Below are 24850 nucleotides of genomic sequence, written 5' to 3'. Positions count from 1 at the left end.
CACAAGATCGCGGTGTTTTTATCGCAAACGGTTGGCAAAGCCGATAACTGGCGCTACCCTGATGCTTCTGTCTGCTTAACTCCGAGATTTGGAAGCACCTGACATGTTTGAAAAAATCACCGCCGCACCCGCCGACCCGATCCTGGGCCTGACCGACATTTTCCGCGCCGACGCCCGCCCGAATAAAATCAATTTAGGGATTGGCGTTTATAAAGACGAAACCGGTAAAACCCCGGTGTTAACCAGCGTAAAGAAAGCTGAACAGTATCTGCTGGAAAATGAGACCACCAAAAACTATCTCGGCATTGAAGGCATCCCGGCGTTTGCCAGCTGCACGCAAGTGCTGCTGTTCGGTAAAGAGAGCCCGATCGTCGCCGATCGTCGCGCACGCACCGCACAGACGCCAGGCGGCACCGGTGGCCTGCGCGTGGCGGCAGACTTTATCGCCAACCAGACCAGCGCCAAGCGCATCTGGATCAGCAACCCAAGCTGGCCGAACCACAAGAACGTCTTTAGCGCCGTGGGCCTGGAAGTCCTGGAGTATGCCTACTACGACGCCGCCAACCACGCATTGGATTTCGACGGCCTGCTGAACAGCCTGAAACAGGCCCAGGCCGGTGATGTGGTGCTGTTTCACGGCTGCTGCCATAACCCGACCGGTATCGATCCAACGGCGGAACAGTGGGCACAGCTGGCTGAGCTTTCCGTGGCCAATGGCTGGCTGCCTCTGTTCGACTTCGCCTACCAGGGCTTCGCCAAAGGTCTGGAAGAGGATGCGCAGGGCCTGCGTATTTTCGCCGCCAAACATCAAGAGCTGATTGTCGCCAGCTCCTACTCAAAAAACTTCGGTCTGTACAATGAGCGCGTCGGCGCTTGCACCATTGTAGCTGCCGATGCCGAAACCGCCGAGCGCGCCTTCAGCCAGGTAAAAGCGGCTATTCGCGCCAACTACTCCAACCCGCCGTCACACGGCGCCGCCGTTGTCGCCACCATTTTGGGTAACGATGCGCTGCGCGCGATGTGGGAGCAGGAGCTGACCGACATGCGCCAGCGCATTCACCGCATGCGTCAGCTGTTCGTGAACACCCTGCAGGAAAAAGGCGCCCAACAGGACTTCAGCTTCATCATCCAGCAGAATGGCATGTTCTCCTTCAGCGGTCTGACCAAAGAACAGGTGCTGCGTCTGCGCGAAGAGTTTGGCGTCTACGCCGTGAACTCAGGCCGGGTGAACGTGGCCGGCATGACGCCGGACAACATGGCACCGCTGTGTGAAGCCATCGTCGCCGTGCTCTAAATGCATCGACACAGGTCATAAATCATAAAAAAAGGGCGCTCTATGCGCCCTTGATTATTTCTGCCGGGAAATAATCGCTACCACACTGCCGGCTCTTCGCGCAGGAACGGGTTGGTCTGGCGCTCGTGGCCAAAGGTCGACATCGGGCCGTGGCCAGGAATAAAGCGCATATCGTCGCCCAATGGCAGCAGCTTGGTGCGAATAGAGGCGATCAGCGCCTGATGGTCACCGCGCGGGAAGTCGCTGCGCCCTACGCCACCGTTAAACAGCACGTCGCCCACCAGCGCCAAACGCGCTTGCTCATTGATAAAGACGATGTGGCCCGGCGTATGCCCGGGGCAGTGCAGCACCTTGAGCGTCATTTCGCCCACCTGCATCTCATCACCTTCTGACAGCCAGCGAGTCGGCGTCAGCGGCGCACACTCTTCCAGCCCGAACATCCGGCTCTGCGCCGGCAAACCATCCAGCCAAAAAGCGTCTTCTTTATCCGGGCCGTAAATCGGCACCTGATAATGGTCCGCCAGCTCCGCCGCCGCACCAACATGATCCAAATGGCCGTGGGTCAGCAAGATCTGAGTGATCATCACCCCCTGCTGCGCGACTTCCGCTTTGATTTTTTCCGCTTCACCGCCGGGATCGACCAACGCCGCTTGCTGCGTGTTTTCACACCAAATCAGGCTGCAGTTCTGGCTAAAAGCGGTAACGGGAATAAGATGGTATTTCATAAGGCTCCAACGACAATAACGCCGCTTCCGCAAGGGGCGGCGTTATTCACTGACGGCACAGCGGTTACCAGGTCCGAACCGGGCCGGTATCGATGTGTACGAAGTTGCTACGTGGGTAATATCCTACACCACCGGCGCGCATTTTTAACGCCGCTTTACGGATATTACTCAATTGGATACCTTCGATGTGGAAATCCATCGCCTGGCCCTTGGTGTGGTAGCTGTGCTTGGCCACGCCGCGGCTGTGTGCGCGCAATTCGTTGTTAGTATCTACGGAACGGTATCCGGAGATCAGCTGCACCGGCTTGCTGGTGCCCAGCAGCCCCTGCAGACGATAAAGGTGATCAAACAAGCGGGGATCGATCGATTTAACCTTGTTAGCGCGATAATCGCGGAACAGATGATTTAACCGCACCAACTCTTCTTTATTGTAACCTTTGCCGTCAAAGAACTCGGCTTTAATAGATTCACCGGTATTCAGGTTATTCAGCACTAAAATACGCGGTCGAGCGGTGGAAAGACTGGCAAACGCCTGCCCTGGAAGCAGCGCTATGCCCATAGCAGCGCCACCTAGCGCCAGCCATTTACGGCGGTGATGATCAATTTTGTCCATGACTCTGTTAAACCCGGCAAGAATGTCAAAATAAATGCACAAAGCAGCGCACTGTCCGAACCATAACCGCCTGCGTATGCTGAGTCAACCCGCGATACGCCTAGGTTTACAGGCCCCCGGCTACGGGGGCCTGCGGTATAGCCAAACATTCTGACCGTTATTTATTTATAATTACTGCATTTACTGCATTAATTTTTTGGCCTGAGCCAAAATTTGTGCGCCCGATCGCACCGTATTATCATAATTGTAAATATCTGTACGGAATTGCGGTTGGCCGTCATCCGAAACCCAGGCGGTCAAATAATACAGTTTTACGGGAATACGCTGGCGAATATTCACATAAGTGGTATTCCCCTCTTTCAGCGTGGAAGACACGCGGCTGTTGTTCCAGCCGGCGTCCTGCAGCAGCATATTCGCCAAATCGGACGCCTTATTCACCCTCACGCAGCCGGAGCTGAGCGCGCGGATGTCTTTCTGGAACAGGCTGTGGTTCGGAGTATCGTGCAGGTAGATGGCGTCCGAGCTCGGCATATTGAACTTGAAGCGCCCCAGCGAGTTGGTCGCCCCCGGCGCCTGACGGACGCGATACGGGAAGTTACGCGCAGAGACCATGCTCCAGTCGATCATAGACGGGTTGATCACTTCTGCATCGTTGCTCCAGCCCGACAGCACGGTATAGCCATGTTTCTGGAAATAGTTACCGTCGCGCATCGCCTTCGGCACGATATCCTCACGCACCAGCGTGGTCGGCACGTTCCAAGGCGGGTTGACCACCACGTTGTTCAACGCGCTGCTCATCAGCGGCGTCTTGCGGCTCGGCCGCCCGACGATAACGCGGGAGGACAACACTTCGTTGCCGTTCTGATAGTAGGTCAGCGAGTAATTGGGAATGTTCACCATAATGCCGGTGCCGACATGCCCCGGTAAAATTCGCAGACGTTGGATATTCAACGCCAACAGCGCGGCACGGGTTTTCGGTGACACGTTGAGCCACTCGCGAGTGCGTACGCCGATCACGCCGTCCGCCGTCAGCCCCTGCCATTTCTGGAAGTGCTTGACGCCCTCCGCCAGCTCGTCGGTATAGAGATTGTCGCTCACCACGCTGCCGATCTGCGGCGGCGTCTGTTCCGCGGTCAGCTCCGTCACCGGCGCCGCCGATGGGCTGACCGTCACGCGGCTTTTCTCTTCGTCTACCGTCAGCCCGCCGTCGTCGGGCTCATTGCTCTTCGCCGAGACCACCGCCGGTTCCGCTTCCGCTTCCGGCGCCGAGGTGGCCAGCATACCGGTGCGCGTCAGGATCTCACGCAGCGCCGGGATATCATTGCTCATTTGGCCTGGGCGCAGGCTCGGGCCACTGCCCACCTGGGGCCAAGGGCGATTGTCCGCCAGCAAGTCGCGCAGCGCCTGATGCATCTTGGCGTATTGCGGATGTTGCGGCGCGAGCGAATTCACGTAGCTCAGGGTACGCGCCTGGCGCACCGCCAGCTGCCACTGATTAATCACTGCGGTGGGCGGCAAGCCAAGCTTGTAGGGAATATTGCTGTACAGCCAGTTGTTGCCGTTGGCGCCGATCGCGGACACGAACTGCAAATAGCCCAGCATCGCATCGGACAACACCACATCGCGGCCCACTTCATTGAGCGCCGGATCGGTCAACATCTTCACCCACTGGGTGAACTGCGGCTGCACGCCGGACATCGCCAGCTCGGCCAGCTGCTGCTGAAACTGCTGAACGGCTTCGCGATCCTGCCACATCGGCTGCATATGGTTCGCCGCATACAGCGGCGCCAGCGTGGACAGGTAGTGCAAATCCATGCCGCGCGGCAACGCAGCCAGCAGTTCAGAACGGCTCTGCGCAACGGACATGCCTGCTGATGCCACTGGTAACGCCGCTACGGTGGCCGATGCGGAAAACGACGACACAAGACTACAGGCGATAGCGCCACTCAGCGCCAAACGTCGTAGAGAGTTTCCCTTTTTAAGCAACATCCCTTGCCCCCTGTATGCTCACAAAAAAAACGTCAAAAACTGCATATAGTTTCAGTATACAAACAGAAAGGCCGTTTCGCCCTGCGGGCGTCGAATTACTGTTTATCTGATTAAACTAACCGCTTTTCAACGGATAAAAAAGCAGGACTATCATCCACGCGTACAAAAAAATAGCCACCCTACGGCGGCTATTTTCGGATTTTTAGGGCGTTTTTCTGCCTTACTGCGTTTCAACCGACGCAGTACCCAGCGCCGGCGGCTCGCCGGCAAAACCGCGCAGCCCCACCACGTGCACATGTTCGTGGTTCTGGAACACCTTACGCACCAGTTTATAGGTGGTGCCCTTCTCTGGACTGATGTTTTCCGGCGCCGCGATGATGAGCTGCATCTCCAGACGGTCGCACAGTTCGAACAGCGTGGCGATCGACTTGGCATCCAGACGCGCCGCTTCATCGAGGAACAGCAGGCGACACGGCGAGATGTCTTTGCCGCGCAGACGGCGGGACTCTTCTTCCCAGCTCTGTACCACCATCACCAGAATTGACATCCCGGTACCGATGGCTTCACCGGTCGACAACGCGCCGCTTTCCGCACGCAGCCAGCCGTCGGAGCCACGGTACACTTCCACTTCCATCTCCAGATAGTTGCGGTAGTCCAGCAACTCCTCGCCGATGGTCTGTGGCGTGCGCTGCCCCATGTCGATCTGCGGATTCAGGCGCTGGTAAAGCTTGGCCAACGCTTCGGAGAAGGTCAGGCGGTTACTGTTAAACAGATCCTGATGTTGTTCCTGTTGCTCAGAGAGCACGTCCAACAGGGTGGCGTGCGCTTCTCGCACATTGACGTTCAGGCGCACGCTCTTCACCTGGCCGAAGGAAACGGCCTGCAGCCCCTGGTTCAGCATGCGAATACGGTTCTGTTCGCGCTGAATGGTTTTGCGAATGATGTTGGCCACGCTTTTCGAACTGATCGCCAGCTTCTGCTCGCGCGCGGTCAGCTCTTCGGTTAGACGGCCCAGCTCGATCTCCATCTGCTCGATGGCCTCGACCGGATCGTCGGTGCGAATGATGTCCTGACGGATACGCTCGCGCAGGTGTTGGTACACCGCGATATAGAACTGAATCTTGCGCTCCGGCCGCTTCGGATCTTCCGACAGGCGCAGCACGTCTCGCAGGTGTTCGTTGTCCGCCACGGCCAGACGCAGCGCACCGAGCGCCTTATCCGACATCGAACGCAGCTCGTCGCCATCCATATACGCCAGCTCGCGGCGATGCAGGCGGCGTTCCACGCCATTGTCTTTCACCAGACGCATCACCGCGCACCAGCCCGCCTTGGCGGTCACCACCTGCTCGCGCAGCTGATGATAGTCGCGTTCCAGCTTGCGCAGTTTCTTCTGCAGGCCATCCATTTCGGCTTCGCAGAAGGTCAGCTGTTTCTCCAACTGATTGCGACGAGCACGGTTGTTGCTCAACGCCGTATGCAGCTCGTCGCGGCGCTGGCGCGCACGCGCTTCGGCGTTGGCGTCGGCCTGCACGCCGATATCTACCAGCTCCTGGCTCAGCTCTTTCAGCATGTCGCGCTTGGCGTCATACGAACTTTTCAGCGAGGCCAGCACCTGGCTGTACTGGGTGAACTGGGTTTGATACTGACGCAGCTGTTCACGGGCACGGGCGCGTTCGGCTTCCGCCTGCTCCAGGCGCTGACGCAGCTTGTCGTTGAGATCGTTGTTGGCATTCTGCATGCCGGCGGAGTCGGTATAGCTGAAATGCGCGCGGCGCTGCACCACTTCCGTCAGCGCGAACGCCTGCTGTTTGGCCTGGCGCTGCACGCTTTGCGCCTGCGCGTAGTCCTGCTGCAGCTGTTCATGCTGCTGCGGATCGCTCTGCAGCACCGACAGCAGCGGCTCCAGCTTGGTCAGCGACACGCCGTGCTGCTGAATATGACGCGCGGCGTCCTGCGCCTCTTCCAGCTCTTCGCGGATCTCGTCGACGCGATCCTGCAGCGTTTCATCGTTCAGCAACGATACCAGCGGCATCAGGCGGTTGAGCGCGGAAATGCCCTCTTTGGCCTGATCGTACTGCTGACGCTGCTGCTGGTTCTGCGCTTCGTGATTGTTCAGCGCGCGTTCGATTTCGCCACGGCGGGCGCTCAAACCGCGGATCTCCGCTTCCGGATCAGCGTCGAACGCCACCGCCAGATGGGTGCCGATAAAGCGGCTGAAGGCCTGGTGTGAACGCTGGGTTTTCTGCACGTCGAACGACAGCGTGGCGTAACGCTCCGCCAGCGTTTCACGCTCGGCATGCAGCACTTCCAGACGGTTTTCGCGCGCCGCGCGGCCGAACAACGGCACTTCCGGATAACGAGAATAACGCCACTGGCGATCGGCGATCTTCACCACCACCGCTTTGTCCTGCTCTTCGACGGCGAACACGCTGTCATCGAACGACTGCGGATCCCCTTCGATCAGGTAAAGATCTTCCGGGCAATCTTCCAGCCCTTCCAGCATCTCGCGCACCAGCGACAGATCCGGCACCACGATGGCGTGGCGCGAAGGGCCGTACAGCGCCGAGAAGTAAGGCGCGTCGTCGATGGTGACATCATCGTAAATTTCCGACAGCAGCACGCCGCCGAAACGTTCGGCCAGCGTGACCAGGCGTTGATCTTCCGCGCCGCCCGGCTGGCTGAGACGTTCGATCTGCGCTTCCACTTCACGTTTGCGGGCCGCCACTTCGTCGCGCTCGACGGTGGTTTCACGCTCGCGCTCCAGCAGCTGCTGCATGTATTCGGTCACCTGCTGGCTGTTTTCCAGCGGCTCTCCGCTCTGATCGCTGAGCTGGCCCAGGGCGTCCTGCGCCGCCAGCCACACCGGGGCACGCGCCGTCAGCTCACGGATGCGCTGCTGGATCTGCTCCAGTTCCTGGCGCATCTCCATACGGCGTTCACCGGCTTCGCTGACATTCTGCGACAGCGCTTCCAGGCGCTCTTCCAGCTCCTGTTGCAGCATGTCGAGATCGTCCGGCTGGTACTCTTGGCCATGGCGTTTGCAAAATTCGTTCAGCAGGCGTTCGGCGTCCTGCTGCGAGCGCAGGCGCTGTTCCAGTTCGCTCAGGCGCAAACGCAGCGGCTGAACGCGCTCGGCGAGGTGTTGCTGCGAAGGCCAGTCGCGCAGCAATTCGCGCGCGTACTGCCAGGCTTCGCTGCGGCTGACCTGGCCGGCAATTTTACCCACCAGCTGATAGGCCTGTTCGAACTGGCCGTGTGCGGCGTCGGCCACGCTCAGCTTCTGTTCCAGCATCAGCAACGCTTCGGTCGCTTCCTGCTCGCGGGCCTGGAAGGTGTCCAGCCACTGTTCGGCGTTGTCGGCGGTCAGGTTCGGCAGTTGGCACAGCGCGCGCGCGCGCTCCAATGCCTGCAGCGCCTGTTGGTACTGAATGGCACGGGTCTGCTGCACGTCGAGCGCCTGCTGGTAGTCGGCCAACTGGCTCTTCAGTTCGTCCACTTCCAGCTCGGCCGCTTCGGCGCGCGCCTCGTTTTCGGCCTGCTGCTCGCTCGCCTCGGCCACCACTTCGTTCTGCTCTTCCAGACGGTAGGTCAGCTCTTCCAGATCGGCTTCATAGCGTTCGATCTTCTCCTGCTGACGCATCGCCGTCTGCACCAGATTCAGGTGGTCGCTGGCGGCCTGGTAATCGGTTTCCAGATCGGATTCGGCGCCGCTCTGTTCGCTCAGCTCGCGCGCCATTTCCACATGGCGATACTGTTCGGCGGCCAGTTGCTTGCGGCTGCCCAACAGATCGCTGCGCAGCGCCAACGCGCCGTCCAGATGGATGCGGCGTTCGTTGGCGTGGCGCATATAGTCCGCCGCCACATAGGAGGTGGCCTCGGAGATCAAATGCTTGAACAGGTCGCGATCCGACTGGGTGACGCGGATCGCTTCCAGCGTCATGCGGTTTTCGCGCAGCGCCGCTTCCATGTCCTGGAACGCCTTGCGCACGCCGCTGTTTTCCGGCAGCAGGTAATCGCGCAGCGAGCGGGTGATGGCGCTGGAGATACCACCGTACAGCGACGCTTCAATCAGACGGTAGAATTTGCTGCGATCGGCGGACGAACGCAGGCGTTTCGGGATCACGCCCAGATCGAACATCAGCGAGTGGTAATCGGTGATGGAGTTGAACTGCTTGAACTGCACACCCTCCATCTCTTCCACGCGCTCTTTCAGCTCTTGCAGCGACAGCACGCGCGCCTGGCGATCGCCCACGGTCTGGGTCAGCAGTTCGGTCGGCTGTACCGCGGTCGGCAGGCCCTGGATGGTGAAAGGTTTGATGTCGACCTTACGATCGCGCCCTGCCACCTGCTGCAGGCGCACACCGACCACCACGCGCTGGTGGCGCGAGTTGACGACGTCGAGGGTGGAGTAACACACGCCGGCACGCAGCTTGCCGTGCAAGCCTTTGTCGCGCGAACCGCTGGTGGCACCCGCTTCGGTGGTGTTACGGAAGTGCAGCAGCGTCAGGTCGGGGATCAGTGCGGTGACGAAGGCCGCCATGGTGGTGGACTTCCCCGCCCCGTTACCGCCGGACAGCGTGGTCACCAGCTCATCCAGATCAAAGGTACGGGCGAAGAAACCGTTCCAGTTAACCAGCGTCAGCGAGCGAAATTTACCGCGTTCAATCATTCCTGTTCATCCTCTGCACCGTCAGGAGCGTTATCAACCTGCTGATCCTCAGCGTCATTCTCATCGTTCAGCGACAGGCTGGTTTCAACCGGCATCGCCTCGCCGTCGCGAATCATGCGCAGCTGCGCTTCACGCGGATCGTCGCCGCTGCGCACGTCGGCGCCGAAGCGGAACACCGCCTCGGTAATGCGGAACTTGCTGCTGTCATTGCCCATGAAATAGACCATGCCGAGGCGGCGCAGGCGGTTCAGCGAGGTGCGCACCTTCTCGTGCAGCTTCTGCCGATCGAGATCCGAACCGGTGGAGCGCTGGTTGACGAACTTCAGCAGCTTGTTCTCATCCGCCAGGCTCAGCAGCTCGTCGTACAGCTCCTGATGGCTGAAAATGCCTTCGTGCGCCAGGCGCTCGGGGCTGAGATACAGGTAGCACAAGATCTTGCCGACCATCATATCCAGCTCGGACAGCACCGAACGCGGGATCAGCGTGGTGGAGCGCGGGCGCAAATAGAAGAAACCTTCCGGCGCCCGAATCAGCTCGACGCTGTAACGGTTGTAAAATTCTTCCAGCTCATCCTGGAAATCCATTAAAAAGGCGTGGTTGTCCAGTTCATCGATACCGATGTGACGACCCGCGCGCAGTTGGCTATCCAGCGCCGGGAACAGCGAGTTGGACAGCGCCTTGGCCAGCTTGACTGGCATTACTTGTTCAATATTTGTCGATGACATGGGCCTGGACCTTGGCTCCGTAATCATTGATTGCCTGCCATTCCGCCGGCAACCCTGAGAAATCTGCTTCAGCCACACCGAGGCGCACTGCCTGGTCGACCACTAAACGTGCCACGTCGAAATGACGCGCACGCGGATATTGCGCCAGGTAATCGCGCATCACCGCTGCAAGATTGAGCGGCATCTGCTGTTCCTGGTACACCTTCAGCGCCTCTTCGATCATCGCCGCCAGCTGTTCGCGAATTTCGCTGAACTCTTCGAACTCCAGATCCGGCGGCAGTTCCCCGGTCACTTCCTCGCTGCGCAGCGCCAGTTCTTCGTCGCGCATGTCCAGCAGACGATCGGCATTGGCATGGGTCAGCGCCCAAGGGTGGTCGAAATAGGTTTGCACCGACTGGCGCAAGCGTTGGGCGAACACGCGGTTTTTATCCATATCGATAGCGGTACGGATAAATTTATGGACGTGGCGATCGTAGCCGATCCACAGGTCGATCGCCTGCTGACCCCAGCTGATGATGCGATCCAGCTTGCTCTGCAGATCGAACACCAGCTTGTCGACGAAGCCGAGCTCCACGTTGCCGAGGGTTGCGTCCTGGATGCGCAGCAGATTGGCCTGCAGCTTGTCGCCCGCCGCATCCAGCGTATCCTGCAGTTCGCGCAGGGTGCCCGAGGTTTCCGACAGCAGCATTTCGCAGCTGGAGATCGCCGCCCGCCAGTCTTTGCTCAGCAGCGCCGCGATGTCGTTTTTCACGCTCTGCTGCTGCTCGTCCATCACACGTTGCGTCATGTCGATGCTGTCGAAGATTTCCGCCACCGAATATTTCAATGGCGCGAACACGTTGCGATGCCAATGGAAATCGTCGCCGCCCTCGTCGGCGGCATCGGCGGCGCGTTTGAGTTCCTGCGCCACGATCGACAGCTGCATCGACAGACGCAGCGTGGAGAATTCGCGTTGGCGAATATAGTAATCGGTAATGCCGATACCCAGCGGCGTCAGGCGGTAAATCGCGTTGCCGTCCGCCAGTTCGCTGGTAAAGCGGTTCAACAGGCGCTGGCGCACCATGTCGTTGATCGCATTGTTGGCGCGCATCGCCACCGTTTCATGCGTCTGTTCAAAACCCTTGCTGACATGGCGAAATGCATCAACCAGCTCACCTTCGCTCATCTCGCCGTCCAGCCGTTCGCCATTCAGGGTGGCGATAGCGAGCAGAAATGCGAGACGCTCCGTAGGGAGCGAAATAGAGAAATCATTTTTCCGTGCCCAGGCGACCAGTTCGGGTACTGTCTGGGAAAATTCACTCATAGTTCGTCCTTCAGGTTTGGTTTATGCGCCATGACGTGAATATAGCGCCCCAAACTCACGTACGGCTCCTGCCGGCAATAGTGCTGTTCAAGCGCCAGTAACTCTTCAAATTTTTGTGTTTGCAGCTGTCTGCTCTGCAGGTAGTCGTGAAACACCCGCACGCCGGTTTTGCCGCTGATGCGCATGCCCAGCTGTTCCAGCCAGCCGTAGACCAATAGCGGATCGTGCGGATATTGTGGCGACAGCGAACGCTTGCGGCGCCGTCTGACTTCGGGATCCACCAGTTGGAAGTTACCCAACACCACGTTACGCATCAAGAGACCGTTAGCGTTGAAGAACATCAGCGACAGCGCGCCACCCGGCGTCAGACAGTCGCACAATGCCTGCAGTGCCGCTTCGGGTTCTGCGATCCATTCAAGCACTGCATGAAACAATATCAGATCAACCGGCTGTTCCAAATGTTGAGCGATATCCTGCGCAGAACTTTGTACGAATTGCATGTTCTGGCTCACACCTTTCTGCTCCGCCAGCTGCGCGGCGCGCTGGATCATCTCACCAGAAAGATCGCACAACAACACCTGATGTCCTAATTCTGCCAGTTGGCAGGCCATATGGCCTTCCCCGCCCCCGGCGTCAAGGATGCGCAGCGGCCGCTGCGGCAACTGCGCCAGCAGCCCGGTCAGATCCTGCCAAACCACCGCCTGGCGGATTTTTCCTTTCGTGGTGCCGTAAATATTACGCGCAAATTTTTCAGCAATATCGTCAAAATTGCGATCCTGCATGGACAACGGCTCCGCTGATCTCATTCTTGCGGCGGCAAAGCGCACGCCCATTCAAACCTGCTATTTTGGCACAGACTGGCTTAGAATGTATCTTCTTGCGGCCTGTTTATGCCTGGATGCCGCTTTTTCACCCAAAAGGATCTGATTTTCGATGCTGTTCAACCTGAAAAAGTTCTTTGGCGCCCTGCTGATGCCGCTACCGTTGTTGATGCTGCTGATGGGGCTGGCGCTGTTACTGCTGTGGTTCACCCGTTGGCAAAAAAGCGGTAAGACGATTTTCACGCTGAGCTGGCTGTTTTTACTGCTTTTCAGCCTGCAACCGGTGGCCGACCGACTGCTGCGGCCGATCGAAGCCGAATACCAGACTTATCGCGGCAACGATCCGGTCAGCTACATCGTGGTGTTGGGCGGGGGCTATACCTACAATCCCGACTGGGCACCTAGCTCGAACCTGCTCGGCAACAGTCTGCCGCGCGTGACGGAAGGCGTGCGGCTCTACCTTGCGCATCCCGGCGCCAGGATGGTGTTTACCGGCGCGTCCGCCGGACGCATGCAAAGCAACGCCGCCACGGCGGCGCTGGTAGCCGAAAGCCTGGGCGTGCCGCGCAGCGATATGGTGATTTTGAGGGAACCGCGCGATACCGAGGAAGAAGCCGCTCAGGTCGCCAAGTTGGTCGGCGAGCAACCGTTCATTCTGGTGACCTCCGCCAACCATCTGCCGCGTGCCATGCGTTTCTTCAAGGCTAAAGGCCTGCACCCGATCCCAGCACCGGCCAACCAGTTGGCGATCGACTCGCCGCTGAATATCTGGGATCGCGCCACACCGTCGTCGATGTTCCTCGGCCATACCGAACGTGCCTGGTATGAAACGCTGGGCAGCCTGTGGCAGTGGCTGAAAGGCGCGGATAGCGCCGGCGCCGAGTAAAACCCGTTCAACCGGCCAGCCAGGGCAGCAGCTGTTGCGACGCATAGACGAACGGCCGCCGCTCCAGCTTGCCGGTATGGATCAAACGCCCTACCGCTTCCCACACCACGTATAGCCAGCGCCGCGCAAGGAAAGCGTCGGCGACCGGCGCCCGCTGCAGATAGCTGAACAGCAGTTGGCTGGGCATGCCCGGCTCGCAAAGGCGGAAAAGATCGTATTCGCGCGGCGCCCACAGCACCACACCGGGATTGAGCATCGCCAGCAGTTGATCGCTTTTGGGATCTTTCAGCATACTGCGCAGCGACAGGTTGCCGTGCACCAGGACGCAGGGATCGTCGAAGCCGACGAAGAAATGGGTCAGCGCTTCGCGCGTGCGATACAGCAAACGCCGATCCGCCATGGTCAGCTGCGGGGTAGTGAGATTGACCACCGTCGCCCACAGCACTTCAACCCGCTGTTGATACCAACAAAACCAGTCGTTCTCCTGCGTGCTGTCAACGCTGCCGACGCTGCCGTGACTGTCGATGCGGTGCCAGGCCAATACCCCGTCGACGATCTGCTCCATCAACATGTTCCAGCGATCCGGCGAACGCGTTGGCGCTTCGGCCGACACGCCGCGCAGGCGTTCGATCAGCAGGATTTCCGTATACGGCGCCTGGTGGGTGCACACTACGCCGTACACCGTCGGCAGGCGAATATCCCCGTCGCGCGCCAACATCGACAACTTATACGCCTCCTGTTGGGCAATACCCTGACAGATAAAACTTTTCGCCATCAGCGGGATGGCGTTGCCCTGCCGATCGTACAGCGAATACATATGCGCATAAGGCTGCTCGCTCACCCGCTCCAGCCGGCTGATGGACTCACCCAGCACAATGCTCAGTTCTGCGCGTAACTGCTCCATAAGGCATTCACCTCAGGCTAATATGGGGGGATGCGTAACATCATCGAACGGTGAGCGGAAAAATTCTTCAACGCAGATCAACAAAACGGGGATCAATATGGGAGGTATTACATCGTCGGCGCGTTGCGCGCCGCGCCGACGAAATCAGGCTCAGGGTTGAATGCTGTCGCGCACGCGCTGGAGATCTTCCGGCGTATCGACCCCCACGCTCGGGATCGCTTTCGCGACCGCCACGTGGATTTTTTCACCGTACCACAGCACGCGCAGCTGTTCCAACAGCTCGATCTGTTCCAGTTGGCTCGGCGCCCAGCTGACGTAGCGGCGCACGAAACCGGCACGGTACGCATAGATGCCGATGTGACGCAGCAGGCTGTCGCCGATGCTCTCTTTCGACGCAGCGAAACGTTCGCGATCCCACGGAATGGTGGCGCGTGAGAAATAGAGTGCGTAGCCCTGTGCGTCCATTACGACCTTCACCGCGTTGGGGTTGAAAGCCTCTTCCGCGCTCTCGATCGGCACTGCCAACGTCGCCATGCCGGCCTGGCTGCCCGCCAGATTCTCTGCGACCTGACGCACGATCACCGGTGGGATCAGCGGTTCGTCGCCCTGCACGTTAACGATGATCTGGTCGTCGGCAAAGCCGTAGTGCGCGATCACTTCCGCCAGACGCTCGGTGCCGGAATGGTGATCCGGGCTGGTCATGCACACTTCGCCGCCGGCGGCTTCCACCGCTTTGGCGACCTCAAGGTGATCGGTCGCCACGATGACGCGGCTGGCGCCGGACTCACGGGCACGCTCCATCACGTGCACCACCATCGGCTTACCGTGAATATCGGCCAGCGGTTTGCCCGGCAAACGGGTTGAGGCGTAGCGGGCGGGAATAATAGCGATAAAACTCATGCGTGCTTCTCGTCCAGCGACAGCGCACGCGCTTCATTTTCCAACAGCACCGGGATGCCGTCGCGCAGCGGGTAAGCCAACCCGTCCGCTTTGCACACCAGCTCCTGGTTTTCTTTATTGAAATAGAGTTTGCCGTTGCATACCGGGCAGGCAACGATTTCGAGTAAACGGTGGTCCATGCATCCTCCGCAAGGGGATTGGTCATCTGGGAAAGGCAGTGAGGATAGCATAACGCCCGGCCTCAGGTTAATCATCGGCGGCACCAACCCGCCGATATTTCCTCACCGCGCCGGTGCAACAGCTTGAACTACGGCGCATCCCGGCGTAGAATTTTGTGATGCAAATCACAAAAAAGGTAGTAATACGTGATCAAACGTCTGCATAAAATCATCGCTCTGTTCGCTAACTTCAGCCACTGAGCCCCTTTGTAACGAGCGACGCTTAACTTCGTTTTACCCCACCGACGGCGTCGCTCGTTATCCCACTTCCCAGCCGGCACCCCATTCAGCGGCCAACACCGCCGGAATGTCGCCCAGCGCGACGCGTTGTGCACCGTGCCATTTGGCCGTGCGCGCGATGGCCTGTCGGATATCTTGCGTTCGCTGTTTGCCGAAGCGCACCTGCGGCTCCGCATGGAAACTGATGATCTCGAAGATGCCCTGGCGACGGTGCGCCTTGGCGTCAATCCGCCCCACCAGCTCGCCACGATGCAGCACCGGCAAGGTGAAGTAGCCATAGCGACGTTTTTCTTTCGGCGTGTAACACTCTAGCCGATAGTCAAAGTTGAACAGCTCGAGCGCCCGACGGCGATCCCACACCACCGGATCAAAAGGCGAAAGCAGGCTGGTGACCGTCGATTTGAGTTTGCCCTGCTCCGCCAGCGGCAGCAATTCCGCCAGTGATTCATGCACATAGAATTGTCCTTCCAGCCCCTCTACCTGCACCGGCGTAATCTCGCCCTGTTCCTGCAGCGCTGCCAGCAAGGCTTTTGGCGCCACGCGCTTCAGCCGATAGTAATCCGCCAACCACTCGGCGCGGAAAATGCCCAGATAGCGGCAGGTGCGGCACAGCATCTGCCGGCGCGCCTGCTCCACAGGCAGCGTATGGCGCGCATCGTCCCAGGCCGGCAGCAGCCTTTCGGTCAGATCGTAAACCCGGTGGAAGTTGCGACGTTCGGCCACCATCAGCTTGCCGGCGGTAAACAGAATTTCCAGATGACGTTTCTCCGGTTTCCAGTCCCACCACCCGCTGTTGCCCTTCTTCTCGGCGCTGAAATCGGCGGAGCGCACCGGCCCCTGTTGTTCGATGTGCCGCAGCAGGTTGTCCATCGCGGCCTGGTGCTGCTGCACCCAGGCGGCGGAGTATTTCCAGCCCATATCATGCGGCGCCAGCATGCGGTGGCGCAGCAGGCCAAAATCTTCGATCGGCAGGAAACAGGCCTCGTGCGCCCAATACTCGAACAGCTTGCGGCCGGCGAGCGCCTGCTCAAGCCACTCCGGCTGATAGGCTCCCAAACGGCTGAACAGCACCAGATACGGGCTGCGAGCAACGACGCTAATGGTATCGATTTGTAACAACCCCATGCGCTGGATCGCACTCAAGACGTCATCGGGCCGAGCCTGGCGTTTAAGCGGAGAAAGCAGCCCCTGGGCGGCAAGGTGCAGCGCGCGAGCGGCGGTAAGGGAAAGGGTCGGGATGGTCATCCTGATATCCGTGGCGAGTAGGCAATGGCCTGATAATAGTGGATATCGCGGGATTTATCTTCGCCAGTGCTTGCGGGTGGCGACACCGGCACTGGCGAGGAAGGTGGGTGCGATCAGAACGCGATAACGTCTGCCGCGGACAGCCCATGCGAGCTGCGATAGATCGAGAACTCAACGTTCTGACCTTCGTTCAACGACTTATTTTTGGTGTTGGCGATAGCGTTGCGATTGACATAGATTTCGTCGCTGCCATCTACCGGTGAAATAAAACCATAGCCTTCGGCCTGATTAAACCATTTCACACGGCCCATTTTTAACACAGTATTTTTAAACATAACTTATATCCTTTTACTTGAGCATCCTTGACAACGTCATTTTTTATATTGTCTGGACGCTACCAGCCCATCCTAAAGTTTTTCGTAACAAACCTCTCGTGAGCAAAAAATTAAAAAACCCGCACGAAGGCGGGCTTGTTGAACTTAATATCTTCCGCATGATTCAGCGCTGAGGCATCACCATGGTTGTATTAAGATCTCTTATACGCGTTCCCTGTCTTCTTACAGAGCAACTACGTTAGCGGCAGCCGGCCCGCGCGGGCTGTCCTGGATGGTGTACTCGACACGCTGGCCTTCAGCCAGGGTCTTGAAACCGTCGGTCATAATAGCGGAGAAGTGTACGAATACATCTTTGCCGCCGTCGTGCTGCTCAATGAAACCAAAACCTTTGCTTTCGTTGAACCACTTAACTTGACCCGTCTTCTTAGACATTACTTTTACCTTTAAATATATTTACAAAACCTGCCATAAGAGGCAATTGTGGCCATGTCAGAAACATTACTTATGGGAGGTACTTAGAAGGTTCGTCTTTGAAGCGGAATCGGATGATAACGTTTTTGGAGGAACTGCTTAACTCTAAACTCGAACATAAATAGGTCTGGATTACAGGCCGACTTGCATTTACTCATAAAAATGACGAATGCACAAGAGGTTTATTGCCTTTAATTCATAAATACGCCGAATTTATTTTTATCCCCATGAATATACATGACTTAATTTAACGCTCGCCGCGGCCGATCCACCGCGTTCTTCTCCTCACCGGGGCATCGTTTGCCCGTCCGTGCGCTACAAATGAGAGCTAACGCATAAAACTCTAATATGCTTGCCACGTCTATAACAAATCCCAAATCAGATGGCTAAACTTGAGGGGAAAACAAGGCAGACGGCTTTTTCGCCAGCACTTTTGCCGCTAAAAACACGATTTTTCAGATTATGCTGAATCAAGGAGCTATGCGCATGACCGCCCAGCAGTTCGTTTCACCTAATGAAATCCGCGCCAGATTCTCTCACGCGATGTCGGACATGTACCAAAAGGAGGTACCGCTGTACGGCGATCTGCTGGAGCTGGTGGCGGAAACCAACCGACAGGTTCTGCGCGAAGATGCCGCACTGGCTCATCAACTGCAAATCACCGGCGAGATCGAACGCCTCGCGATGGAGCGCCACGGCGCGATCCGGGTCGGCACTGCTGGCGAACTGGCCACCCTGCGCCGTCTGTTCCGGGTGATGGGCATGGCGCCGGTCGGTTACTATGATCTGTCTGTGGCGGGCGTTCCCGTGCACTCGACCGCCTTTCGCGCCGTACACGAAGACGCGCTGCAGGTCAGTCCGTTCCGCGTATTTACCTCCTTGCTTCGCCTGGAGCTGATAGAAGATCCCGCGCTGCGTGAGCTGGCTGAGCGCTTGCTGACGCGCCGCCGTATCTTTACCGATCGCGCGTTGGAACTGATCGCGTTGCAGGAAGCGCAAGGCGGGCTAAATGAAGTACAGGCGCAAGAATTTGTCGAACAAGCGCTGGAAACCTTCCGCTGGCACAACCAGGCGACGGTCAGCGCAGAAGAATACCGGCAGCTGCACGATCAGCATCGACTGATCGCCGACGTGGTGGCGTTTAAAGGGCCGCATATCAATCATCTGACACCGCGCACGCTGGATATCGATCGCGTTCAACAGGCGATGCCCGCCCGCGGTATTACGCCCAAAGCGGTCATCGAGGGCCCGCCGCGCCGCCGTCGCGCGATCCTGCTGCGCCAGACCAGCTTCAAGGCGTTGGAAGAACGCGTCGATTTCGTTGAGCGCGACGGCCGCGTCGTCGCCGGTCATCATACCGCACGCTTCGGCGAGATCGAACAGCGTGGTGTAGCGCTGACGACCAAAGGACGCGAACTTTACGACCGTCTGCTGAAGGCCACCAACGATGCGCTGCAGGCGCCGCCGAGCGAGAAAAATGCCGAACGCTATTATCAGTTGCTGGAAGAAAACTTCCGGGCGTTTCCGGATGATTACGCCACGCTGCGCGAGCAACAGCTGGCCTGGTTCCGCTATTTCCCGACCGAGTGCGGCCTGGCGGCCAAAGAATCACTGGATAAGCACAGTACCCTGGAGCAACTGATCGAGAAAGAACACGTTCGCTTCCAGCCACTGGTGTATGAAGATTTTCTGCCGGTCAGCGCGGCGGGGATTTTCCAATCGAATCTGGGGGACAGCCGCCATACACAGTACAATGCGGCGTCAAGCCGGGCAGCGTTTGAACAAGCGTTGGGCAGTGAGGTGATCGACGAGCTGGCGCTGTATCAACAAACCCAGCAGCGTTCGCTGGAAGCCTGCGCGCAAGCCCTGGGGCTTGTCACGCTGGCGTCCTGAGGTTACTTAGCCAGTAGAGACTCGATATCCTGCAGCAGTTGCTCAGCCTGAGCGGAAGGTAGCACCGCATCAACCGGTAAATACCACCAATTAGGCTGGGCAAAGGCGCGGCATTTCACCGCGTCCTTCTCCGTCATCAGCAGCGTTTGCTCTGCATTAACCAACGCCGCCAGCTGCGCCTGCTGATATTCCTGATGATCGGCAAACGCCACTTCCTGCACCACCTCGACGTTCAGCTTTTCCAACGTCGCGAAGAAACGCGGCGGATGGCCGATACCCGCCATCGCCACCACGCGCGGCAGCTCGGCCGCCGGACGACGTTCACCGCTCAGCAGGTTCACTGCGTCACGCGCCTGCAGACGCATAGCAATTTCTCCGGCCTGCGCCACGCCGCCATTGGCGACACGCGCATCGACGCTGCCAAGCCGCGCAGCACGCTCACGCATCGGTCCGGCTGGTAACCACCAGCCGTTACCGAACCGACGCACACCGTCGATGACCACCAGCTCGAAGTCACGCTGTAAAGCATAGTGCTGCAAGCCGTCATCGGTGATGATCACATCCAGCGGCTGTTGTTGCAGCAGAGCCTGCACCGCCTCGGCGCGCTTGGGCGCGATCGCCACGGGCGCCCCGGTACGCTGATAAATCAGCACCGGCTCATCCCCCGCCTCGCGGGTCGATGTATTCTGACCCAGCACCAGAGGATAGACCGCCGACTTGCCGCCGTAGCCGCGCGACACCACCCCAACGCGGTAGCCCCGCTGCTGCAGGTGTTCCACCAGCCAGATCACCATCGGCGTTTTGCCGTTGCCGCCGGCGGTGAGATTACCCACCACCACGACCGGCACCGGCGAACGCCAACTTTTACGCAGGCCGCAGCGGTAACTGAGGCGGATCAGCCAACTGAGCAGGCCATACAGCCACGAGAGTGGCAATAGCGCCAGATAAAGCAACGAACCGCCGGACCAGATGCGCTCAATCATTATTGACCAAACTGCATACGGTGCAGCTGCGCATAGGCGCCCTGCCGCTCAAGCAACTCGGTGTGTTCGCCGCGTTCGACGATGCGACCATCTTCCACCACCAGGATCTCATCCGCCTTCTCAATCGTCGACAGGCGGTGCGCGATCACTAATGAAGTACGGTCTTTCTGCAACTCGTCCAGCGCAGCCTGAATGGCCCGCTCGGACTCGGTATCCAGCGCAGAGGTCGCCTCATCCAGGATCAGGATCGGGCAGTCGCGCAGCAACGCACGCGCGATGGCGATACGCTGACGTTGGCCGCCGGACAGCATTACGCCGTTCTCACCGATCACCGTATCCAGGCCGTTCTCCATCTTGTTGATGAAGTCCATTGCGTACGCCATTTCGGCCGCTTTCTCAATCTGCTCGCGGCTGTATTCACTCTCGCGTGCATAGGCAATGTTGTTGGCGATGGAGTCGTTGAACAGGTGCACGTTTTGCGAGACCAGCGCTACCTGATTGCGCAGCGAGGCCAGGGTATATTCGCGCAAATCGTGGCCATCCATCAGGATTTCGCCTTCTTGGATATCGTAGAAACGCGTCAACAGGTTGGCGATGGTGGATTTACCCGAACCGGAACGGCCCACCAAGGCGACGGTCTTGCCTTCGGCGATTTTCAGGTTGATATCACGCAGCGCCGGCGTTTCCTTAGATGGGTAGTAGAAAGTGACGTTACGGAATTCGATATCGCCTTTCGCACGCTTCACTTCGCGGGTGCCGGTGTCTTTTTCCTGTTCCATATCCAAAATGGAGAACAGCGTCTGGCATGCCGCCATCCCGCGTTGGAACTGGGCATTGACGTTGGTCAGCGACTTCAGCGGGCGCATCAGCGCGATCATCGATGAGAACACCACGGTAATGGTACCGGCGGTCAGGGTTGCCATCACGCTTGGGAAGCTGGCGGCAAACAGCACGAACGCCAGCGCCAGCGAAGCGATCAGCTGAATGATCGGATCGGAAATCGAAGACGCGGAAACCAGTTTCATGCCCTGTTGACGCATGCGGTTGCTGACCGAGTTGAAGCGCTCGGTTTCCACCTGCTGGCCACCGAAGATCAGCACTTCTTTATGGCCTTTCAGCATCTGTTCGGCGCTGGTGGTCACCTGCCCCATCGTGTTCTGCATGTTCTTGCTGATGTTGCGGAAACGCTTGGAGACCAGGCGAATAGCGATGGAGACGATCGGCGCCAGCACGATCAGGATCACCGACAGCTGCCAGCTGTAGTAGAACATCATGATGAACAGGCCAATGATCGAAGCCCCTTCACGCACCACGGTCACCAGCGCGCTGGACGAGGAGGAAGCCACCTGCTCAGAATCATAGGTAATGCGCGACAGCAAAGTCCCGGTGGACTGCTGATCGAAGAAGGCCACCGGCATTCTCATCATGTGGCCAAACAGGCGGCGGCGCATCTGCATCACCACCATGCCGGAAACCCAGGAAATGCAGTAGCTTGAAACAAAGCTGGTGACGCCGCGCATCAGCATCAGCGCAATGACCGCCAACGGCATCCACACCAGCACGCTGCTGTCGGTTTTTCCAAACCCATCGTCCAATAGCGGTTTAAGCAGAGACAGCATCAGCGTGTCCCCCGCTGCGTTCATAATCAACGCAATGGCGGCCACAATCAGCCCGGTCTTAAAAGGAGTGATCATCGGCCAGAGTCGACGGAATGTCTGCCAGGTCGAGAGATCTTTATCATTCATCATGCAAATACCAGCATCGGAAGAAATAGCGGCCTATTTTACTCATTATCACCCTCTACGCCAAACCGCTGATGGTACCAACGGGGCATTAATTGTTCGCGAAAGCCTTTAATTTGCCAATCGTTGTCGAAAAAAAGTACCGATAACTGGCCGGAGCGCGTCGTATCACGCCATATAATGCCATTTGCCCGGTATCTGGCGACCACTTTACGCGCCGGCAAACGCCATTTGTTGTAACGAGATGCTGACGCCAATGCCGCCTGAGGATTGACCGCGCGCAGAAACGGCGGCGTGGAAGAGGTTCTGCTGCCATGGTGCCCCACCTGCAACACCGTAGCCGCCAAGCGATCGCGCCGTAACCGGAGCAGCTGCGCCTCCGCCTTTTTTTCCGCGTCGCCGGTAAGCAGCATGCTGTGTTTCCCGTCGTCGATACGGATCACGCAAGAGTCGTCATTACCCGGCTTTTTACGCGTTTTCGGCGGCCACAGCACTTCGAATTGCAACCCCTGCCAGCGCCAGCGCTCACCGGCGACGCAGGGCAAGTGCCCCTCCCCGCGCATCGGGCTGCGCACCGTAGCCTGTGGAAACACCCGCCGCACAGCAGGCACCCCACCGGTATGATCGAGGTGGTCATGGCTGATAATGATCTGTTCCAGTTCAATACCCCGCCAGTTCAGCATTGGCAAAATATGCCGCTCGGCGGCGCTGCCACCCGGCCAACGATCGCCGGTATCGTACAGTATTCCTTTGCCGTTTCGCTCAATGACCACCGCCAAGCCGTGCCCAACATCAAGCATATCGACTCGCCAACGGTAAGCCGGTTCTTTTTCCCGCCACAGCACGCAGCATATCGCTATCGTCGCCAGTCCCGACGCATAACGCCACCACCAATGAAAGCGCCAACAGACGACGATGAGCCATCCCGCCGCGCTGGCCAACAGCGAAGCCGCCCCCAAATCCACCCAACCACGTTGCAGGTAATTCAGAGGTACAAATACCCACTGCAGCGTGAAGTCCGCCAGCCACCATAGTCCGTAGCTTAACGAGGGGAAGAAACCGAACATCACCGCCAGCAAAATCAGCGGCACCGTCACCAATGAGACAATCGGTACCGCCCACAAATTGGCCGGCAGCGAGGTCAGCGTCAGGCCCAGAAACAGCGCGGCCTGCATCGGCACCAGCAGCAACGTCATACCGAGCTGAATATGCAGCCAACGCACCGGTGCCCAATACCAGGCCGATCGGAATCGCTCGCCGAGCGGTGCCCATTCGAACCAAAAAATCAGGCACCCCACCGCCAGTACCGACAGCCAGAAACTGTCTGACAAGACCGCCAGCGGATCGCACAGTAAAATAAGCCCGACACACCACAGCCACACTTGCCAAGAAGAACAATGGACGCCGCGCAAGCGCAGCAGCATCCACAGCGTCATCGCCAACGCGGTGCGCACCGCCGGCGGCTGGGCGCCTACCAACCAGACATAGATCAGCGTCGCCACCCAGCCCGCGACCAGCGGAAAGCGATAGCCAATTAGATGAGAAGGAAGAAAAAGCTGCAGCGCACGCAATGTAACCCAGAACAAGATGGCGACCATCGCCACATGCAACCCTGAGATTGCCATCAAGTGCGCGATGCCGGTTTTCAACATCAGCATGCGTAAAGCCTGCTCCAGTGCGGTTCGCTCCCCAAATGCCAACGCCAGCAATACTGCCTTGTAACGCAGCTCGCCGATATTGGTTTCCGCATGGCTGATTATGCGCTGGCGTAAGCCGCAATCGCCATCCAGCAAACGAGCCTGCCTGACTTGGCCAGTTAACGGCTGGCGCTGCGCGATCGCCCAACGTTGGCTGTCGAAGCCGCCTTCATTGAGTTTGCCATGCACCGGCCGCAAACGCAGTTTCAATTGCCAACGCTGCCCGGCGCACAACCGCTGCTGTTCTGGAGCCCACGTCGTGGTAAACGTCACCGCCGGCACCAACCAATGGCCGTCGCCCCGCTCGATGCGCATCAGCGCCTGTTTACTGGCGGCGGGCTTCAGCGCGATGCTGCTAACCTGCACCACCGCCGTCACATCCGGCCCGCGACTTAAGCGCTCCACTTGCCCAATCAGGCTTCCGGCGTTGAAAACCGCCCACGCGAACCCCAATCCCAGGCAGGCCAAATAACGGCAAAACGGCCAACGGATGCGCAGCAGTAAACCGGCAACAAGCAGCATCGGCCACAGCTGCCATTGCTCAGGCAACTGCGGTAAAACCAGCAGCGGCAGGATGCCGCAGATAACGGCGAATATCGCCAGATCCAGCGAAATTTTGATCGCTCTTCTCCCATCGGCTCCGCCATGAGCAAAAGCGCGTCATGGCAAGCAAGCAGGATCATTCAGCCGACATGTCACCGCCAGCGGGCTTTAATGAAGATGCGGTGAACATGGCAGGATAAGAGAGATCTATGCAGGAGCCACATCGTAAATGCGGCGCGGTGCGCAATTCCTAAGCGGAGCAGGGAGAACCGCAGGCGAAAAAAAACGGCGCCTTAAAGGCACCGTTTTATATTCTTTTCAAGCAACAACGCTATGAGCAGTCAGCGACTAGCCATAGATATTGGCGCGGTCACGCAACTCTTTACCTGGTTTGAAGTGAGGAACGTACTTGCCGTCCAGCTCAACTTTGTCACCGGTTTTCGGGTTGCGACCTACACGCGGGGCACGGTAGTGAAGAGAAAAACTGCCGAATCCGCGGATCTCAATGCGTTCGCCCTCGGCCAGCGTAGCGGCCATGTGCTCAAGCATCTCTTTCACTGCATCCTCAACGGCCTTCGCCGGAATATGAGATTGCTGGCCAGCAAGTCTTTCAATAAGTTCAGACTTGGTCATAGTACCTCCAAGCTTTGCAGC

Annotated in this window: 20 protein-coding genes; 3 read left to right on the top strand and 17 right to left on the bottom strand. The window is 58.5% G+C overall.

The window, feature by feature from the left end; genetic code table 11:
- The first annotated feature begins 103 nt into the window (after positions 1–103).
- Positions 104–1294, top strand: a complete 1191-nt coding sequence (locus ACSJLU_RS08600) for an amino acid aminotransferase (RefSeq protein WP_043137645.1) — start codon at positions 104–106, stop codon at positions 1292–1294.
- A gap of 77 nt (positions 1295–1371) precedes the next feature.
- On the opposite strand, the gene ACSJLU_RS08595 is transcribed toward ACSJLU_RS08600, so the two are convergent.
- From ACSJLU_RS08595 to cmoM, 7 genes are all read right to left on the bottom strand, one after another.
- The gene (locus ACSJLU_RS08595) at positions 1372–2019 is read right to left on the bottom strand and encodes an MBL fold metallo-hydrolase (protein ID WP_025302290.1); all 648 of its coding nucleotides are present in this window, start codon (positions 2017–2019) and stop codon (positions 1372–1374) included.
- A gap of 64 nt (positions 2020–2083) precedes the next feature.
- The gene (locus ACSJLU_RS08590; RefSeq protein WP_025302289.1) at positions 2084–2632 is read right to left on the bottom strand and encodes a YcbK family protein; all 549 of its coding nucleotides are present in this window, start codon (positions 2630–2632) and stop codon (positions 2084–2086) included.
- Between the two features lie 180 nt (positions 2633–2812).
- On the bottom strand, positions 2813–4621 hold the full coding sequence (gene ldtD / locus ACSJLU_RS08585) for a L,D-transpeptidase (RefSeq protein ID WP_439041075.1): 1809 nt from the start codon (positions 4619–4621) through the stop codon (positions 2813–2815).
- A gap of 220 nt (positions 4622–4841) precedes the next feature.
- On the bottom strand, positions 4842–9290 hold the full coding sequence (mukB, locus tag ACSJLU_RS08580; RefSeq protein WP_049204254.1) for a chromosome partition protein MukB: 4449 nt from the start codon (positions 9288–9290) through the stop codon (positions 4842–4844).
- Positions 9287–10015 carry a chromosome partition protein MukE gene (mukE, locus tag ACSJLU_RS08575; protein ID WP_004928226.1) on the bottom strand — a complete coding sequence of 243 codons (729 nt, stop codon included), beginning with the start codon at positions 10013–10015 and terminating at the stop codon, positions 9287–9289. Before mukE ends, mukB begins: the two co-directional genes overlap by 4 nt.
- Positions 9996–11318 carry a chromosome partition protein MukF gene (gene mukF / locus ACSJLU_RS08570; protein ID WP_004928228.1) on the bottom strand — a complete coding sequence of 441 codons (1323 nt, stop codon included), beginning with the start codon at positions 11316–11318 and terminating at the stop codon, positions 9996–9998. Before mukF ends, mukE begins: the two co-directional genes overlap by 20 nt.
- Positions 11315–12100 carry a tRNA uridine 5-oxyacetic acid(34) methyltransferase CmoM gene (gene cmoM, locus ACSJLU_RS08565; RefSeq protein ID WP_025302286.1) on the bottom strand — a complete coding sequence of 262 codons (786 nt, stop codon included), beginning with the start codon at positions 12098–12100 and terminating at the stop codon, positions 11315–11317. The genes mukF and cmoM overlap by 4 nt, the downstream gene beginning before the upstream one ends.
- Before the next feature lie 151 nt (positions 12101–12251).
- Here cmoM and elyC point away from each other — a divergent pair, with 151 nt between their 5' ends.
- Complete coding sequence (gene elyC, locus ACSJLU_RS08560) at positions 12252–13025, top strand: envelope biogenesis factor ElyC (RefSeq protein WP_025302285.1); 774 nt, start codon at positions 12252–12254, stop codon at positions 13023–13025.
- A 7-nt stretch (positions 13026–13032) separates the two neighbouring features.
- On the opposite strand, the gene ACSJLU_RS08555 is transcribed toward elyC, so the two are convergent.
- From ACSJLU_RS08555 to cspE, 6 genes are all read right to left on the bottom strand, one after another.
- Complete coding sequence (locus tag ACSJLU_RS08555; protein WP_380825541.1) at positions 13033–13929, bottom strand: YcbJ family phosphotransferase; 897 nt, start codon at positions 13927–13929, stop codon at positions 13033–13035.
- Positions 13930–14079: 150 nt separating this feature from the next.
- Positions 14080–14829, bottom strand: a complete 750-nt coding sequence (gene kdsB, locus ACSJLU_RS08550) for a 3-deoxy-manno-octulosonate cytidylyltransferase (protein WP_025302283.1) — start codon at positions 14827–14829, stop codon at positions 14080–14082.
- Positions 14826–15008 carry a Trm112 family protein gene (locus ACSJLU_RS08545; RefSeq protein WP_004928237.1) on the bottom strand — a complete coding sequence of 61 codons (183 nt, stop codon included), beginning with the start codon at positions 15006–15008 and terminating at the stop codon, positions 14826–14828. The genes kdsB and ACSJLU_RS08545 overlap by 4 nt, the downstream gene beginning before the upstream one ends.
- A gap of 297 nt (positions 15009–15305) precedes the next feature.
- Positions 15306–16532 (bottom strand): winged helix-turn-helix domain-containing protein, encoded by a 1227-nt coding sequence (locus ACSJLU_RS08540; protein ID WP_049204253.1) that lies wholly within the window; start codon positions 16530–16532, stop codon positions 15306–15308.
- A gap of 113 nt (positions 16533–16645) precedes the next feature.
- Positions 16646–16867, bottom strand: coding sequence for a cold-shock protein (locus ACSJLU_RS08535; RefSeq protein ID WP_004928241.1), 222 nt, complete (start codon positions 16865–16867; stop codon positions 16646–16648).
- A gap of 222 nt (positions 16868–17089) precedes the next feature.
- On the bottom strand, positions 17090–17299 hold the full coding sequence (cspE, locus tag ACSJLU_RS08530) for a transcription antiterminator/RNA stability regulator CspE (RefSeq protein ID WP_004928244.1): 210 nt from the start codon (positions 17297–17299) through the stop codon (positions 17090–17092).
- 525 nt (positions 17300–17824) lie between these two features.
- Between cspE and hglS the strand changes: the two genes are divergently transcribed.
- Entirely contained in the window at positions 17825–19231 is a 1407-nt protein-coding gene (hglS, locus tag ACSJLU_RS08525; protein ID WP_380825545.1) for a 2-oxoadipate dioxygenase/decarboxylase HglS, read from the top strand.
- Between the two features lie 2 nt (positions 19232–19233).
- Here hglS and lpxK read toward each other — a convergent pair whose 3' ends face one another.
- The 4 genes from lpxK to ihfB all read right to left on the bottom strand — a co-directional run bounded on the left by lpxK (position 19234) and on the right by ihfB (position 24829).
- Positions 19234–20214, bottom strand: a complete 981-nt coding sequence (gene lpxK / locus ACSJLU_RS08520) for a tetraacyldisaccharide 4'-kinase (RefSeq protein WP_060447467.1) — start codon at positions 20212–20214, stop codon at positions 19234–19236.
- A complete protein-coding gene (gene msbA / locus ACSJLU_RS08515; protein ID WP_380825548.1) occupies positions 20214–21962 on the bottom strand; it encodes a lipid A ABC transporter ATP-binding protein/permease MsbA in 1749 nt (582 codons plus the stop codon). Before msbA ends, lpxK begins: the two co-directional genes overlap by 1 nt.
- 35 nt (positions 21963–21997) lie before the next feature.
- Positions 21998–24229, bottom strand: a complete 2232-nt coding sequence (locus tag ACSJLU_RS08510; protein ID WP_439041087.1) for a ComEC family protein — start codon at positions 24227–24229, stop codon at positions 21998–22000.
- Positions 24230–24544: 315 nt separating this feature from the next.
- Positions 24545–24829, bottom strand: coding sequence for an integration host factor subunit beta (ihfB, locus tag ACSJLU_RS08505; RefSeq protein ID WP_004928264.1), 285 nt, complete (start codon positions 24827–24829; stop codon positions 24545–24547).
- Between the last annotated feature and the right edge of the window lie 21 nt (positions 24830–24850).

Origin of the sequence: Serratia bockelmannii (genome assembly GCF_051803255.1) — a bacterium.
Taxonomy (GTDB): domain Bacteria; phylum Pseudomonadota; class Gammaproteobacteria; order Enterobacterales; family Enterobacteriaceae; genus Serratia; species Serratia bockelmannii.
The sequence above is the reverse complement of the archived record's forward strand: the minus strand, read 5'-3'. Positions and strand labels throughout refer to the sequence as shown.